Genomic DNA, 15,277 nt, shown 5'->3' with positions numbered 1-15,277 from the left:
CGACGTAGTGCTACGTCAAACGGTTCGTTTTCACGTACTTTGATTACTGGCATGTAATACTCACCTCAGAGTGATTCTATTTAAAGCTGACGTTCAAAGTGTCAGCTGATTAAAAATGGTGCGAAATTCTAATCTGATCTGGGGGCATTTGTAAAGCATTCTACGTCTATGAACTGGTTAATTTATGTCAACAACGGTAACATGCCCCTTAATTAGTACTTCCTAACCCTATTTGAGTTATCGGTTGTTATTGAAACTATACCGATTTTTCATTTAAACCCCCTAATAGTATAGAGGTTGTTATGCGTATACTGGGCATCGAGACTTCCTGTGATGAGACAGGTATTGCGATTTTTGATGATGAAAAAGGTCTCTTGGCACATGAACTTTACAGTCAAGTAAAGCTACATGCAGATTACGGTGGTGTTGTGCCTGAGTTGGCATCGCGTGATCACGTTAAGAAAACGATTCCATTGATCAAGGCTGCGCTTGCTTCTGCCGGACTGACTCATGACGATCTTGATGGTGTTGCTTACACCGCAGGCCCTGGTCTTGTTGGTGCATTATTAGTGGGTGCAACCATTGGACGTAGCCTAGCATATGCGTGGGATTTACCTGCCGTTGCTGTGCACCATATGGAAGGACACCTTCTCGCACCAATGTTAGAAGATAATGCTCCTGAATTCCCATTTGTTGCTTTGCTGGTTTCTGGCGGTCATACCATGATGGTCGAAGTGAAAGGTATTGGTGAATACCAAATCCTAGGCGAGTCGATTGATGACGCGGCGGGTGAGGCTTTTGATAAAACCGCGAAGATGATGGGGCTTGATTATCCAGGCGGCCCATTACTGTCTAAAATGGCAGAAAAAGGTACCAAAGGGCGTTTTAAATTCCCACGTCCAATGACAGATCGTCCCGGTCTTGATTTTAGTTTTTCGGGTTTAAAAACATTTGCAGCGAATACGATTCGTGCAAGCGACGACGATGAACAAACTCGAGCTGATATCGCTTTTGCATTCCAAGAAGCGGTAGTTGATACCTTAGCCATTAAATGTAAACGAGCACTAAAACAAACAGGTTTAAAGCGCTTAGTGATTGCAGGCGGCGTCAGTGCAAATAAGTATTTACGTCAAGAGCTTGAAAGCATGATGAAGAACCTAAAAGGTGAAGTGTTCTATCCTCGTACAGAATTTTGTACAGATAACGGTGCAATGATCGCTTATGCTGGCATGCAGCGTTTGAAAAACAAAGAAACGATGGATTTAGGTGTTAAAGCATTCCCACGCTGGCCGATTGATCAACTTAAGCCGATTGCTGACTAATAAAAATTGGGAACATTAATATAAAAGCGAAGCAAAGAGCTTCGCTTTTGTTGTTTAAGCGTCTTTGCTTTTCTTAGACAACTTATCCCAAATCTTGGTTTCTTGTCCATCGAGTAGGCGACGAATATTTTCGTGATGTCGAAAAATGATTAAGCAAGACAGCATGGATACAGGCATGGTGTATTCCGGTTTTACCAGCCAAGTGAGCATAGTTGCAGCAAGGGCTGTGATAAGTGAAGCGAGTGAAGAGTAGCCAGTTACAACCAGTGTGAGTACCCATGTTGTAATGAGCATGCCGCTTAGATCCCATCCAATAGGCGCTAATGCCCCAAGGGCTGTTGCAACCCCTTTTCCGCCTTGGAAATGAAAAAACAGTGGGTAGATGTGACCTAAACAGGCAGCAATCCCGATGATACCGAGTAAAAAAGGATTAATACCTAAAAAGTAGCTTAGCCATACTGGCAACATACCTTTCAAAATATCAGATACTAAGACTAACGCAGCTGCACTTTTTCCACCTAAACGAAGCACATTAGTGGCGCCAGGATTACCTGAACCACTTTTTCGAGGATCGGGAAGTCGATACAACCGTGAAATTAATACGGCGCTAGAAATAGACCCAAGTAAGTAGGCGGCAATGATCATCAGTAGCGCTAGTGGTGTCATGCATTTTTCCGGATATCTAAGGTAAGTACCAGTACAACAGGAATTGAAATGTTAACTGGGTCTTATCTGCGTCAATATTACGGAACAGTAATTTTGACTCGTTCATGGCTGTGGTATAGTTCCAGCCAAGTTAACATTGATAATGTTGCATCGTTACTAACAACACTTATGTTAACGAATATTACCTGATAATACGCGCTTTTGCTGACATTGGGTATCCGACCTCTAACAAAATTAGCGATTGAGCATGGATACGGTATTTATCGAAAAACTAGAAGTTATTGCCACTATTGGGGTATATGACTGGGAGCAGGAAATTAAGCAGAAATTAGTGCTTGATTTGGAAATGGCGCATGATAATCGACCAGCAGCTAACAGTGATGATGTTACTTATGCATTGGATTATTCAACGGTAAGTACCGCTGTCACGAATTTGATTGAACAGGGACAATTTCTGTTAGTTGAGCGTGTAGCTGAAGATGTGGCAAATTTAATCATGACAGATTTTAATGTGCCTTGGATCAAAGTGCGAGTGACTAAACCTGGTGCTGTGGTGAATACGCGTGGCGTTGGAGTGCAAATTGAGCGAGGTAGTAAGTGATCACCGCGTATATCAGTATTGGTAGTAATATTGAACGTGAATATCATTTAAAAGCCGGCTTAGAAGCGGTAAAGACACTGGCAAGCAAGTGGCGAATGTCTCGCATCTTTGAAGCAGAGCCTGTGGGTTTTGATGGCGATAATTTTTTTAATGCAGTGATCGAAATACAGACATCGTTATCGTTACCTGCATTACAATCTCAGCTCAAAGAGATTGAATGCCAATTAGGGCGTCCGGCACATGCTGTTAAAAATCAAAGTCGTACTATCGACCTTGATCTACTGTTGTATGGTGATGCTGTGAGTGATGTTTTACCGACGTTACCACGTTCTGATATTTACCGTTTTGCTTTTGTTTTGTGGCCGCTCAGTGAGTTAAATCCTGATTTAGTGATACCACAAGAGACTCAAACATTGGCGCAACTTTGGCAAAATTTTTCTCAACAGCAAATATTATGGCCTGTTGAATGAGTCGTTTAGTAAAAAGTTAGTAGTTACTTACTTTTTATACTTTGTTTAATTAAGGACAATTAATGAGTCATTTTGAAGCATTTATGTTAGCCCTTATTCAAGGACTGACAGAGTTTTTACCCGTCTCTAGCTCTGCCCATTTAATCTTACCGTCTGAGATCTTAGGTTGGCCTGATCAAGGCTTAGCATTTGATGTCGCTGTACACGTTGGTACGTTGATGGCGGTTATTCTTTATTTTCGAAAAGAAGTGGTTTCGTTGTTAGCTGCTTGGATTAACTCAATTTTTAAGCGTGAGCATAGCGCTGAATCGAAATTGGCATGGATGATTGTGATAGCGACAATCCCCGCCTGTATCTTCGGTTTTGTGATGAAAGACTTTATCGAAATGTACTTGCGTTCAGCATGGGTGATTGCGTGTACCACGATTATCTTTGGCTTGTTGTTATGGTGGGTTGATAAACGCGCAAAGCAAACCGATAACGAGTATCAAGCTAATTGGAAGAGTGCGCTGTTTATTGGTCTAGCGCAAGCGGCGGCCATTATCCCAGGAACCTCACGCTCTGGTGCGACTATGACAGCTGCACTTTATCTTGGCTTTACTCGTGAGGCTGCAGCGCGTTTTTCATTTTTAATGTCGATTCCAATTATTTTGCTTGCTGGCGGTTACCTTGGTTTAAAACTCGTGACAGGCGCAGATCCGATTGATTTCGGTAATTTAGGTATTGGTATCACAGTATCATTTATCAGTGCTTATGCGTGTATTCACGTATTCTTGAAGCTGGTAACACGTTTGGGTATGACACCGTTTGTTATATACCGCTTAATTTTGGGTATTGGTTTGTTCTTATTCTTGATTTCCAAGTAATTTTAACTCGCGATTTACGATCAAAAAAGCCGACATCATGTCGGCTTTTTTTGTATGGATTATCTAGTAAATATTGGAATTATTTTCTGGTTTCTTTTAGGTGTTGCGCGACGGCTTCGATACGTTTTAAGGCAAGCTGTTCTCTGATCTCTACGCCTTTAAACCCGGCAGCGACAATAGCTTTGACATTGACGGTTAGTGCGGTCTTAAAGACAGCTTGTAGAATGTCAGCTTGCTGATAAGGTGTTTGTTCAAAGTGGGTGCGCCCACGAGCATCAGCACGGCAGCACGTTGCTAGTTGAGCAATACGGTCGGGTTTTCGCCATGCGTCAATTTGATCAAAGATTTTAACAAAGGTATCGGCACGCATTTCTTCTGCATAATGAATTTTGGTGTGTTGTTCACAGACCAATAATGCCAGATCGCGATAGTCATTCGGTATACGTAAACGTTGGCATAGTATTTTGATAGGCTTAATACCATCTCGACAGTGTGTTTTGTGATGAGGAAGATCCTCTTTTGGTGATAGGGCTTTACCCAAATCATGTACCTGTGCGGCAAATCGAATAGTTTTATCGGTAGTTAACTCAGCGGCTTTTTTAGCTACTAATAAAGTATGGATACCGCAATCAATTTCAGGATGCCATTTTTCAGGTTGTGGGACGCCAAACAGCGCATCAATTTCAGGCATAACAACCGATAATGCACCACATTGGCGTAGTACTGTAATAAATACTTGTGGATCATCACTAGAGAGTGATTTTTCCCACTCTTTCCATACTCGCTCAGGTGTGAGACTTTCTAATTCCCCACTGATCACCATCTCTTGCATTAATGCGATAGTTTCAGGCGCGACAGTAAAACCTAAATGGGCAAAACGCGCGGCAAAACGAGCGACACGTAACACACGCAAAGGATCTTCACTAAATGCAGGGGAGACGTGACGTAAAATTTTATCGTGAAGATCTTGTTGTCCATAGTAAGGATCAATTAACTCACCTGTAGGTGTTTGAGCTATCGCATTGATGGTAAGATCACGGCGCTGTAAATCTTGTTCAAGCGTTACATCCGGTGCTGAATAACAAACAAAGCCAGTATAACCATGCCCTGATTTTCGCTCTGTTCGAGCGAGTGCGTGTTCCTGTTTTGTTTTTGGGTGAAGAAAAACAGGAAAATCACTGCCTATTTGTTCAAATCCTGCGGCTAGCATTGCTTCAGGTGTTGTGCCAACCACAACCCAGTCTTTATCTGTTACCGTAAGGTTTAATAAGGTGTCACGAACGGCACCACCAACAAGATAGGTTTGCAATGAAAGCTCCTTATATCTGAAACTAATGAGACGAATCTCTACCGATTTTAGTTAAAAACTGACCATAATACTGTATTCATTGTGAACTTGGTCTATGCGCTACTGCTTGGCAGTATACAATAACCCAATCAATACCCATGATAATAAATACTGCAATGTTGACGGGTATTTTAGAACCAAAGAGAATTTAACCTCGTTAAACGATTATCACTTATTTTAAGCACCAGAGTATTTTTATGTATCAGGACTTTTTCGGGATCACTGAAGCGCCTTTTTCTATCGTCCCCAGCGCTCGTTTTTTATATCTCAGTGAACGACATCGAGAAGCATTGACACATATGTTGTCAGGATTAACCGATGGTGGTGGTTTTGGTTTATTAACGGGAGAGGTTGGTACCGGTAAAACCACCGTACTACGTGCGATGATTTCTCGATTGTCACACCAAACACAAGTTGCTGTTATTTTAAACCCAGCGTTATCTGCTCATGATTTATTAGCCGCGATTTGTGATGAGTTAGGCATGCATTATCAATCTGACGCAAGCTTTAAACAGTTAACAGATATCATTTACCGCCACTTAATTGCTAATCATGCTGAAGGTCGACAAACATTGCTGCTGGTGGATGAAGCACAGCATCTTATGCCTGATGTGTTAGAACAATTACGCTTATTGACTAACTTAGAAACGGATAGCCGAAAACTGCTCAAGGTTGTGTTAATTGGTCAGCCTGAATTACAGCAATTATTACAGCAAGAGCGGTTACGTCAGCTTGCTCAACGTATTACCTCTCGATATCACCTATTACCTTTAACAGAAATCGAAGTAAGTGAGTACATTCACTACCGTTTAACTGCTGTTGATTGTTTATACCCTGTGTTTGACGCAAGTAGCATCAAATATATTGCGAAAGCAACCCAAGGTATTCCGCGCTTAATTAATCTTGTGTGTGATAAGTCGATGCAATTGGCTTGTCAAGCTGGCACTCATCAAGTGACTAAAACGATGGCGGTTCAAGCGTGTGAAGATATTTTAAGTTGGCAAGTTCCTGCTCAGTCAAAAGCGCACTCACAAGGTGCTAAAACTGCGGCATCATGGCTCCCGTGGGGAGTCGCTGTGGCATTATGTTCTACATTAGTGATGGGTGTCTGGCATTATTGGCCATTACCTGTCGCGCCCGTTGTCCTGCCGATAGCACCAAACCATTCGTTATATGCTGTTGCAAATTTGTCAGCCGTTGAAACATCGAGTGAGTTAAAAAATCAGGGAATAACAACAGCGTTTAATCTCCCAGAGAATACCCAAGAGCGTTTAGCGAAAGTGATTGATGCTAGTCGTAAAGAGCGAACTTCGATGCAAACGTTATATCGTCTATGGGGCTTTGATACCGCATTAAATCAAGCAACATGTGCTACCAGTTCGAGGATCAGCTTGGCATGCTTTAGTGGTAAAGCGACTTTAGCGAAATTAGGCTTAATTAATCGTCCCGTGATCGTGACTCTAAAAGATGGTGCGCAGAAACCTTTTTACGCGGTGTTATACGCTATTACGGATGATCGTATTGAATTACTCTTAGGAAAAGAGCGAATCTCGGTGACACCTAACTGGTTTGAATCACGATGGGATGGACAATTTAGTTTATTGTGGCGTCCACCATTAGGTGATAAAACCAGTATTCGCTTTGGTCAGAATGGTCCACGCGTTGCGTGGCTTGATCAACAATTGAATGATTTTCTTGGTGAGGAATCTCCAAGAAAAGGCTATTTCGATCAATCAATATTAGATAAATTGCGTCGTTTCCAACGTTCACAAGATTTAGCGGCTGATGGGATCGCGGGGCCAATGACACTTATGGTGCTGGATTCTGCTATGAACCTACCTGGACCATCGTTACAGCCGGAGCAAAGCTAATGTCTCAATTGCTAGATAGTTTGAAACAATCAGATAATAAGAATACGGATCAGTCTGAACGAGAAGCGACTCAAGGAGCCGTTAAAGTTGTGCATCCAATGCGAAGTGTTAAAGCCCAGAAAATGTCAACATCATGGGCGTGGCCACTTGTTATTGCATTACTTCCTGCCGCTTCTATTGTTGGATATAAGTTTTATCAGCAAACTAAATATGAGCAGGTTCAAACAACAGAGTTTAGTGCGCCGTTAAAGCAAGCGCTTCAATCGCAACCATCGACATCAACATATAATAAGCAAGTATTGCAAGCGCCCGCAAAGAGCGGTCAAGCTACTGTATTAATGCTAAATAAAGACGTCGTTTTTCTGGATTACCCTCAATTGGTGACTGAGCCTCTTCCTGTTGGTGATAGCCTGTATTCAGCTGTTCCGGCTTATCAAGATTATGAAGTATCAACGCCTACTCAATCTTATTCAGCGAATGCTCCTGCGGACAGTTACGCGACAGTAACCAAACCGGTAGCAAAGCAATCTGAAGAGCAAGATCCATATCAGCTAGATAATTTAGATCTTTCTGCTTTATCACCTAAGTTAGCCGCTCAGCTTAAATCCGCTATTGTGGCGACAGATGGCGAAAGCTATCAAGACAATGAATTGGATCGCAGTGTTGATGAAGCAGATGCTCAACCTGTTATGAAAGCATCTAAAAAAACACAAACTAAGGTTATTCCTATTGGCTTGCTACCGTCATCGATTCAAAACCAATTACCTAAAATGAATTTTGAGCAGCATATCTATTCGTCAACGCCAGCAAAGCGTTGGGTTAAGGTCAACGGTAAAGAGTTACATGAAGGCGACAGTATTGCTCCAGGTGTTAAGTTAGCCCGTATCGAGTCACGTGATGTGGTATTAAAATTTGATGGTTATGAAATCAGTATGCCAGCATTATCAGAGTGGTAAATGTACGCTGACAATAGATAATAAAAAAGGCAGCTAAGCTGCCTTTTTTGATCCAGATATCGAGACCTCTGCCTCTTTGAGCATTAAGCCCAACCGTTATTACGTTTACGACGGCGTGGAATAAGGTGAGGTAGTACAAGACCAAACAATAAGCCTGCACCTGCAACGAGACCGCCATAAGTGAACCACTTCATTAAGAGGTCGTCTTTTTGGGTATCAATTTTTGCGCGAAGTTCACGGATTTGATCTTGAGATGAAGATAATTCGCTTTGCAGCTTATTATTGCGTGTTTCTAGATCATTAATCTGTGTATTACGTTGAGCTAATGTGTTTTTAAGCCCAGCGTTTTGACTATCGCTTGAAGTAAGAGCTTCAGCTAGTTTAGCTTTCACTTCTGTTAATTCTGTTTGTAGCGCAGGAACACGCTCTTTTAGGCCAATTTCGGTTGAAACAAATTTTGAATCGACCCAACCATTACGACCACGGTCATCCGTAATTTGACTAAAGCCTGCTGCTTTATTGGTATTGATTAGGGTGATTTTGCTTCCTGCATCAATACTGCCAATAATGCGGTATTGTGTGCCGGGGCCTGAATGCATATAAGTAAATAGGTTGTCGGAGATATAACGAACTTGTGCTGCATTTGCAACAGGCGTTATTACCGCACAAATAAGTAAACAAAGACTAATGAGGTACTTCACAATCTGATCCTTGGGGAGTCTTGATTTTGTTAAGGTCGTTGATAGTAAGAATTTTGGAAGGAAGGTGCAAGAAAAGAGGGAGGCTAAGCCTCCCTCTTTTGAACCTGTGCCACTATTTAACCAAATATGGCTTGCATAATGTAGAAGAAAATGACAGCAAGTAATGCACCTGCTGGCAAAGTTACAACCCATGATGCAACGATGTTACGAACAACACCAAGGTTCAATGCTGCAATACCACGGGCGAAACCTACTCCAAGAACCGCACCAACAAGTGTTTGTGTGGTTGAGATAGGTAAGCCGGTGCCTGAAGCAAGCACAACAGTTGATGCTGTTGCAAGCTGTGCAGCAAAACCACGACTAGGTGTTAGTTCTGTAATACCTGTGCCTACGGTAGCCATTACTTTATGACCTAGAGTAGCAAGGCCGATAACAATACCGATACCACCCAGTGGAAGGATCCACCATGCAATTTCACTTTTCTCTGCAATTTGACCTGCATGCTGTACTGTTGAAACAACAGCAGAAAGAGGACCAATTGCATTCGCTACGTCATTTGAACCGTGAGCAAATGCCATTGCACAAGCGGTTACTACCATAAGTACGCTAAATACACTTTCAACTCCGGCATAGCCATTACTATCAACAGAAGAGCCATCGTCGGTGTATTTACGTTGAATGTAGAAGTAACCTGCTATCATCACAAGTAGAGATACTACAAGTGATGCAACCCAAGCTTCACTAGTTGTTAAATGCAAACCAACGTGCTTTAAACCTTTCTTAATTGTTACTAGCGCAATGACCATCGCAGTAATAAACATATATATAGGAACAAAGCGCTTTGCATTTATAAGTGGAGTATCTGTGTCAAAAATTAACTTTTGTGCACTGATAAATATTAGGTAAGCAAAAATACCTGCAATAAGAGGGGTAATTAACCAGCTACCAACAATACCTTGGATTGAATGCCAATCCACTGCATTAGTACCAACAGACACACACGCAAAACCGAGAATTGCACCGATAATTGAGTGAGTTGTTGATACTGGCCAGCCCATATAAGATGCGAGCAGAAGCCATGTACCAGCAGCAAGTAGCGCCGACATCATGCCGTATACTAATACTTCAGGGTGAGTTGTGTAGAGTGAAGTATCGATAACACCTTTACGGATTGTATCTGTTACTTCACCACCAGCAAGGTAAGCTCCTGCGAATTCAAAAATCATCGCAATGATGATTGCTTGCTTCACAGTCAGTGCTTTTGAACCCACTGAAGTACCCATGGCATTGGCAACATCATTTGCACCAATACCAATCGCCATTAAAAGACCAAAAATAGCTGCCACTCCAATAATAAGAGTGCCGTAGTTAGCCAGGATTTCCATTGTAAAACCTTGTTTTGTTAATTCTCGTGATTAAGAACGCGAAAGCATAATCTCTAAACGTGAGCCTACACGCTGTGCTTGATCAGCAATCGCGCCTACCCACTCGAGAATCTTATACAGGAACATGACATCCACCGGGCTGTGTTGGTCTTCGATGGACATTAATTGTTGACGCAATACAATCTGCATAGAATCAGTATCATCTTCGATAACATCTAGCTGATTGATCATTTCGGCAACAAGCGTCACTTCTCTGCCTTTGAAACCAGTCTCTAAAAGCTCATCTAATTCGTTAATTACACGGCGTGCTTGATCAGCAGCGTCTAAACAACGTTGAACATAAGCGACAAAGTCTGGATACATGATCGCAGGGATTTGTAGCTGACGACCTAAGACACGACCAGCGATATCTTTAGAGAGGTTAGCGAGTTTATCCTGCTGGGTTAACAGTCCCAACATGTCAGTACGATCTACTGGCATGAAAAGACCACGAGGAAGCTTCAGACGGATCTCACGCTTAAGCACATCCGCATCTTTTTCAAGTTGCGAGATCTGTTCGCGTAAAACTGCCGCCTTTTCCCAGTCTCCAGCATTACATGCTTCAAAGAATGGGATAAGCAAGTTACAACATTCAGTTACGCGAATAACGTGACGTTGCAGTGGTTTGATTGGGGATTTTGCAAAGAGCCCCATAATTGTATTTACTGGCATAGCCGATCAACCTAGAGAGCGCCCGAAAAAGGCTAAATCTTGAGCGATGGTCATTGAAGCGCGCATGTTAACGTATATGTGAGTATAGTGGAACTAATTTTGATCAAGGTTTTGTCGATATTTCTAACTTGCTCTAAAGCGCAGAAGCAAATATCCTTGGATTGCCACTGTTTATAGGTATAACTATGGAAACCGAGATAGAACTGAAGTTTATCGTCTCACCAGAATTTTCTAGCCAATTATTGAGCAAAATAACTGAAGCGAAAATTCTGCAGCAGAGTAGTAGAGAATTAGGCAATATTTACTTCGATACGCCAGACCAATTATTGCGTCAGCATGATATTGGCCTTCGGATACGTCGTTTTGACGATGTTTATGTGCAAACATTAAAAACTGCAGGTCGGGTCGTTGCTGGTTTACACCAACGTCCTGAGTATAATGTAGAAATTGATGGTGATGCGCCCACTTTGGCTTTACATCCAGCGGATGCTTGGCCAGAAGGTTTTGATGTTGATCTTGCTCAACAGCAAATTAAACCTTTATTCTCAACCGATTTCACCCGTCAACAATGGTTAGTCGCCATGCCAGATGGAAGCCAAATTGAATTAGCTTATGATCATGGTGATGTCCATACAAATGGTAAATCATCGCCAATTTGTGAAGTTGAGTTAGAGCTTAAATCGGGTCAAACCGACGCTCTATTTACGCTTGCCCGTGAACTTTGCGCGGATGGTGGTATGCGATTAGGTAATTTGAGTAAAGCTGCTCGTGGCTACCGCTTAGCAGCAGATTATCAAGGTGATACACCGAAGCCTTTAACGCTTGTGGCAACGACGGAGCAAGATACCGTTGAATCGACGTTCATTAAAACGTTAGAGCATGCATTAGAGCATTGGTTATACCACGAACAAATTTATACTGAATCGCAAGATCAGCAAGCGTTAGTTCAAATCTCCCAATCATTAAGCTTATTGCGTCAAACCTTTGCAACGTTCGGCGGTATTATTCCGCGCCGTGCCAGTGCTTTGTTGCGCCAAGAATTACAATGGTTAGAGGGTGAGTTAGCGTGGTTAGAAGATGCCAATAGTATTCAAGCGCTAACGGACGATAAATCTTATGTATTGCGTAAGTTAAATGTCCGAAAATCGCTACAACAGCAGTTAGATGTGCGCTATGAACAGCTACCTGGTAGCGAAGATATGCTTCGATTGATGAACTCGGCACGTTATTGCGGTTTATTACTTGATTTAAGTCGTTGGGTATTAAGCCGTGGTTGGCAGCCGTTTTTAGATGACAAATCACGCGCAAAACTTGCTGGTGCGATTAAACCTTTTGCCGATAATATGTTATCTCGTTCATGGCGTGAGCTACTTGATGCCTTTCCTGCTGAACGCCAATTAACACGTTCTGATTACCTTGATCAGAAACCACGTTTGCAACGAAATTTGATGTGTGGTTTATCTTTTGCTGAGCTTTACGATCCGGAATGGCGTCAAGCTTTCCGAATGCCATGGGTTGATTTATTGCAAGGTATTGAAGACCTTTATGCCTTAGAGCCAATACGTCAGTTATTACCATTATTTGAAGGTGATGACTTTGTGCAAATTGAGAGATGGTTGCAGCGTCAAAATGAATCACTGATCCATGCCATGGATCAAACACGTAAGATGAGTATTGAACTCGCGCCATATTGGCCTTAAGTGCTAGATAGAAAATAAAAGCCTTGCTCAAGCAAGGCTTTTTTTATGGCGGTATTTTTTTGTTTTTTTAATGATGGCTTTTTGTATTGGTACTTTTATCTTGTGATAGTTGATCAAGTTTCGTCTCCAAGCGATCTAATTTAGCCTGTAAGACTTGTTGATTGGCTAGCATTTCTCGCCATTCTTTTCGATGTGCTTTTTCGAGTAAGCCTTTTTCATGTTGTGGGTCTGAAATGATTGAACTTATCAAGCCTGCCACCATACCAAATAAACCCACGCCACAAATGATGATTCCGATAGCAATGATCCGACCCAATGTTGTAACCGGATAATAATCGCCATAGCCTACGGTCGAAATAGTGACAAATACCCACCATAGTGCATCTCCTGCAGTATGAATGTTGGCTTCTGCTACATTGCCTTCTACAAACAAGATAGAACTTGCGCCAATGGTGATAAGTACCGTCAACAATAAGAAGATCGAAGCTAAAGTGGTTTCTCGACGATTGTTTTGTAGTTGAAAGTAAATACTTTTACTCGAACGTAACAAGCGAATAACGCGCAGAATTTGTAAAATACGCATAAAACGTAACGGTTCGATAGCGGGAATACTGGCAACAAAATCAGGCCAGTGGTGCTTTAGGTAGGCTGCTTTACTTTTACTTCTAAATAAATCTATCAGTAGTTGGCACCAGAAAATCAGGCAGATAAAAGTGTCGATGGCTATAAAAATACGAAATGTTGGACTGTGCTTATTAAGGAAAAGCGTGCTGGTCACAATGATAAGTGAGGTGATAGAGAGAACCAATGCCATCAAACTCATGGGATGTAGCTCATACTTTACGTCATCAATTACTTTCATCACTAAGGTCTTTGTGGTTATTGTCGATATATTGCTATTAAGAAAAACGATAGCAAAATTTATTTATAGTTATTGTGCTTCATCTTCATTTATTTGACTTGAAAATTGAAGGGTAACAGGGAGGATCCAAATGGCAACGATACACTTTTCATCTTGGGAAAAAGGACTAACAAATATCCGTCTTGTGCCTAAATTGATCCTATTAATGGTATTTAGTACGGTATTGCTGCTTGGAAAGCAGTTATGGGATGCCCAAACGTTTTATTCTGCTGTCTCACAAATTCAAAAAGATCGCGCTAAAGAACAAGCTGTTTTATATGCTAATTTATTGAAAAATATGGATCAAGCCGACGCTGATATAACAAAGACTTTTCTTAATCAAGCTTCAGCTCAAGATGCGTATGTTTATATTATTGATCGTAAAAGTGGTAGGGTCGTTGGGCACCCATCAGTAACGCAACTCGCCCAACTCAATGCAACGACATCAGCAAATCAGCCATTATCAGCTTTACTTTCTCAATTAACGATGTCTTCTCCTTTAACGTTAGAACAAGGCCGTTATGAGTATGCAGAATTACTTCCCCAGCGTGATTTAGTGGTCGTGGGCTCTCAGTCAACTCAAGTTGCTAAAAATTATTACTATCAATACTTATGGCAAATTGCATGGCAAACAGGGGTTATGATCCTTGCTTTTATGGTGCTGCTATTAGGGGGGGCAAGGATAATGTTACGTCAAATTAATTACTTAAAACTAAGTATTAAAAATTTGGCACAACGTAATTTAATTGAGCCGATTCAGATGGATTGCCGTGATGAATTTGGTGATTTAGCGCGTGAATTAGAAACAGCACGCTTTCAGTTACAGGAAGTATTGCAAGCTCAACGTACAGTGGCGAGCGAGCTTTCCAGCCTTTCCGATATTATGTCTATTAGCATGGTAGAGACGAAAGCGTCGGCACAAGAAGAGTTTGCTGAGATTGATCAATTAGCTTCGGCGATGTCAGAAATGACCTCTACGGTCCAAACCGTCGCTGAACACGCAAGGCAAGCTTCTGATGCCACAGTTGGAACATCAGAACAAGCCGCGGAAGGGCAAGAATTTGTAGGTAAAACAATGAACACAATTAATCAGCTTTCTGGCGATATTCGCCAATCAGCTGATGCGGTTAATCAGGTTGAAGCGCGTGTTGAGAAGATCAGTACAGTGATTGTGACAATCCAAAGTATCTCTGAGCAAACCAATTTACTGGCACTGAACGCTGCGATTGAAGCTGCACGCGCAGGAGATGCAGGTCGCGGTTTTGCTGTTGTTGCTGATGAAGTACGTAATTTGGCACAACGGACACAAACTGCAACGGTTGAAATTCAAGAGATGATCAGTCAATTACAGCAAAGTGCTCAGCAAGCCGTGGGGTTGATGGAGCAAAGTGTTGAAGAAGCGGCTGAAGGGGTCGACTTGGTGACCAGTGCAGGGGATGAACTAGAAAAAATTGTCGCACAAGTAAAAATAATCAATGACATGAATTTCCATATTGCCACCGCAGCAGAGCAGCAAACAACGGTTGCTGATGAGATGAACCAGAATTTAACCAATGTACGAGAGTTGGTAGAAGCGTCGGTAACAGTGGTGACTGAGCTTGCTGAAACGTCAGATACCATGCATCAACATGCTAATGATTTAGAAACAAAAATTAAGGCATTTCAGGTGTAATGCAGCGTCTCGTGTAATGAGATAACCAGTAATGTATAAAATTATAACGCCCATCATTTGATGGGCGTTTTTCTATGCTAATGTAGAAACAATTCTGTCAGATTACT

Annotated in this window: 14 protein-coding genes; 8 read left to right on the top strand and 6 right to left on the bottom strand. The window is 41.8% G+C overall.

The annotated features are described in order from the left end of the window. Window positions 1-302 precede the first annotated feature (302 nt). Window positions 303-1,322: a tRNA (adenosine(37)-N6)-threonylcarbamoyltransferase complex transferase subunit TsaD gene (tsaD, locus tag SKA34_RS13640; protein ID WP_006646118.1), complete on the top strand. Its 1,020-nt coding sequence runs from the start codon at window positions 303-305 to the stop codon at window positions 1,320-1,322. Between the two features lie 54 nt (window positions 1,323-1,376). Here tsaD and plsY read toward each other — a convergent pair whose 3' ends face one another. Next, entirely contained in the window at window positions 1,377-1,988 is a 612-nt protein-coding gene (gene plsY / locus SKA34_RS13635; RefSeq protein ID WP_006646117.1) for a glycerol-3-phosphate 1-O-acyltransferase PlsY, read from the bottom strand. A 247-nt stretch (window positions 1,989-2,235) separates the two neighbouring features. Here plsY and folB point away from each other — a divergent pair, with 247 nt between their 5' ends. The 3 genes from folB to SKA34_RS13620 all read left to right on the top strand — a co-directional run bounded on the left by folB (window position 2,236) and on the right by SKA34_RS13620 (window position 3,925). Beyond that, the gene (gene folB, locus SKA34_RS13630; RefSeq protein ID WP_006646116.1) at window positions 2,236-2,589 is read left to right on the top strand and encodes a dihydroneopterin aldolase; all 354 of its coding nucleotides are present in this window, start codon (window positions 2,236-2,238) and stop codon (window positions 2,587-2,589) included. Further along, window positions 2,586-3,059, top strand: coding sequence for a 2-amino-4-hydroxy-6-hydroxymethyldihydropteridine diphosphokinase (gene folK / locus SKA34_RS13625; RefSeq protein ID WP_006646115.1), 474 nt, complete (start codon window positions 2,586-2,588; stop codon window positions 3,057-3,059). The genes folB and folK overlap by 4 nt, the downstream gene beginning before the upstream one ends. 62 nt (window positions 3,060-3,121) lie before the next feature. After that, entirely contained in the window at window positions 3,122-3,925 is an 804-nt protein-coding gene (locus SKA34_RS13620; protein WP_006646114.1) for an undecaprenyl-diphosphate phosphatase, read from the top strand. 79 nt (window positions 3,926-4,004) lie between these two features. On the opposite strand, the gene SKA34_RS13615 is transcribed toward SKA34_RS13620, so the two are convergent. Beyond that, the gene (locus SKA34_RS13615) at window positions 4,005-5,234 is read right to left on the bottom strand and encodes a multifunctional CCA addition/repair protein (protein ID WP_006646113.1); all 1,230 of its coding nucleotides are present in this window, start codon (window positions 5,232-5,234) and stop codon (window positions 4,005-4,007) included. Between the two features lie 236 nt (window positions 5,235-5,470). Here SKA34_RS13615 and SKA34_RS13610 point away from each other — a divergent pair, with 236 nt between their 5' ends. Together SKA34_RS13610 and SKA34_RS13605 are read left to right on the top strand one after the other, a co-directional pair. Beyond that, window positions 5,471-7,144: an AAA family ATPase gene (locus tag SKA34_RS13610; RefSeq protein ID WP_039860532.1), complete on the top strand. Its 1,674-nt coding sequence runs from the start codon at window positions 5,471-5,473 to the stop codon at window positions 7,142-7,144. Further along, entirely contained in the window at window positions 7,144-8,100 is a 957-nt protein-coding gene (locus tag SKA34_RS13605) for a general secretion pathway protein GspB (protein WP_006646111.1), read from the top strand. Before SKA34_RS13610 ends, SKA34_RS13605 begins: the two co-directional genes overlap by 1 nt. An 83-nt stretch (window positions 8,101-8,183) precedes the next feature. Here SKA34_RS13605 and SKA34_RS13600 read toward each other — a convergent pair whose 3' ends face one another. From SKA34_RS13600 to SKA34_RS13590, 3 genes are all read right to left on the bottom strand, one after another. Then, entirely contained in the window at window positions 8,184-8,801 is a 618-nt protein-coding gene (locus SKA34_RS13600) for a TIGR04211 family SH3 domain-containing protein (protein ID WP_006646110.1), read from the bottom strand. Window positions 8,802-8,917: 116 nt separating this feature from the next. Next, window positions 8,918-10,186, bottom strand: a complete 1,269-nt coding sequence (locus tag SKA34_RS13595) for an inorganic phosphate transporter (RefSeq protein ID WP_006646109.1) — start codon at window positions 10,184-10,186, stop codon at window positions 8,918-8,920. A 30-nt stretch (window positions 10,187-10,216) separates the two neighbouring features. After that, window positions 10,217-10,897, bottom strand: coding sequence for a TIGR00153 family protein (locus tag SKA34_RS13590; protein ID WP_006646108.1), 681 nt, complete (start codon window positions 10,895-10,897; stop codon window positions 10,217-10,219). A gap of 185 nt (window positions 10,898-11,082) precedes the next feature. Between SKA34_RS13590 and SKA34_RS13585 the strand changes: the two genes are divergently transcribed. Beyond that, complete coding sequence (locus tag SKA34_RS13585) at window positions 11,083-12,597, top strand: inorganic triphosphatase (RefSeq protein WP_006646107.1); 1,515 nt, start codon at window positions 11,083-11,085, stop codon at window positions 12,595-12,597. A 67-nt stretch (window positions 12,598-12,664) separates the two neighbouring features. Here the strand turns inward: SKA34_RS13585 and SKA34_RS13580 are convergent, their stop codons facing one another. Further along, window positions 12,665-13,459: an ion transporter gene (locus SKA34_RS13580; RefSeq protein WP_006646106.1), complete on the bottom strand. Its 795-nt coding sequence runs from the start codon at window positions 13,457-13,459 to the stop codon at window positions 12,665-12,667. A 130-nt stretch (window positions 13,460-13,589) separates the two neighbouring features. Between SKA34_RS13580 and SKA34_RS13575 the strand changes: the two genes are divergently transcribed. Further along, on the top strand, window positions 13,590-15,170 hold the full coding sequence (locus SKA34_RS13575) for a methyl-accepting chemotaxis protein (RefSeq protein ID WP_006646105.1): 1,581 nt from the start codon (window positions 13,590-13,592) through the stop codon (window positions 15,168-15,170). The last annotated feature ends 107 nt before the right edge of the window (window positions 15,171-15,277 follow it).

The sequence above is a fragment of the Photobacterium sp. SKA34 genome (assembly GCF_000153325.1).
GTDB lineage: Bacteria > Pseudomonadota > Gammaproteobacteria > Enterobacterales > Vibrionaceae > Photobacterium.
The sequence above is the reverse complement of the archived record's forward strand: the minus strand, read 5'-3'. Positions and strand labels throughout refer to the sequence as shown.

Coding starts and splice junctions, on each gene's coding strand:
- tsaD (WP_006646118.1), top strand. CDS start 303: ATGCGTATACTGGGCATCGAGACTTCCTGTGATGAGACAGGTATTGCG.
- plsY (WP_006646117.1), bottom strand. CDS start 1,988: ATGACACCACTAGCGCTACTGATGATCATTGCCGCCTACTTACTTGGG.
- folB (WP_006646116.1), top strand. CDS start 2,236: ATGGATACGGTATTTATCGAAAAACTAGAAGTTATTGCCACTATTGGG.
- SKA34_RS13620 (WP_006646114.1), top strand. CDS start 3,122: ATGAGTCATTTTGAAGCATTTATGTTAGCCCTTATTCAAGGACTGACA.
- SKA34_RS13610 (WP_039860532.1), top strand. CDS start 5,471: ATGTATCAGGACTTTTTCGGGATCACTGAAGCGCCTTTTTCTATCGTC.
- SKA34_RS13605 (WP_006646111.1), top strand. CDS start 7,144: ATGTCTCAATTGCTAGATAGTTTGAAACAATCAGATAATAAGAATACG.
- SKA34_RS13595 (WP_006646109.1), bottom strand. CDS start 10,186: ATGGAAATCCTGGCTAACTACGGCACTCTTATTATTGGAGTGGCAGCT.
- SKA34_RS13590 (WP_006646108.1), bottom strand. CDS start 10,897: ATGCCAGTAAATACAATTATGGGGCTCTTTGCAAAATCCCCAATCAAA.
- SKA34_RS13585 (WP_006646107.1), top strand. CDS start 11,083: ATGGAAACCGAGATAGAACTGAAGTTTATCGTCTCACCAGAATTTTCT.
- SKA34_RS13580 (WP_006646106.1), bottom strand. CDS start 13,459: ATGAAAGTAATTGATGACGTAAAGTATGAGCTACATCCCATGAGTTTG.
- SKA34_RS13575 (WP_006646105.1), top strand. CDS start 13,590: ATGGCAACGATACACTTTTCATCTTGGGAAAAAGGACTAACAAATATC.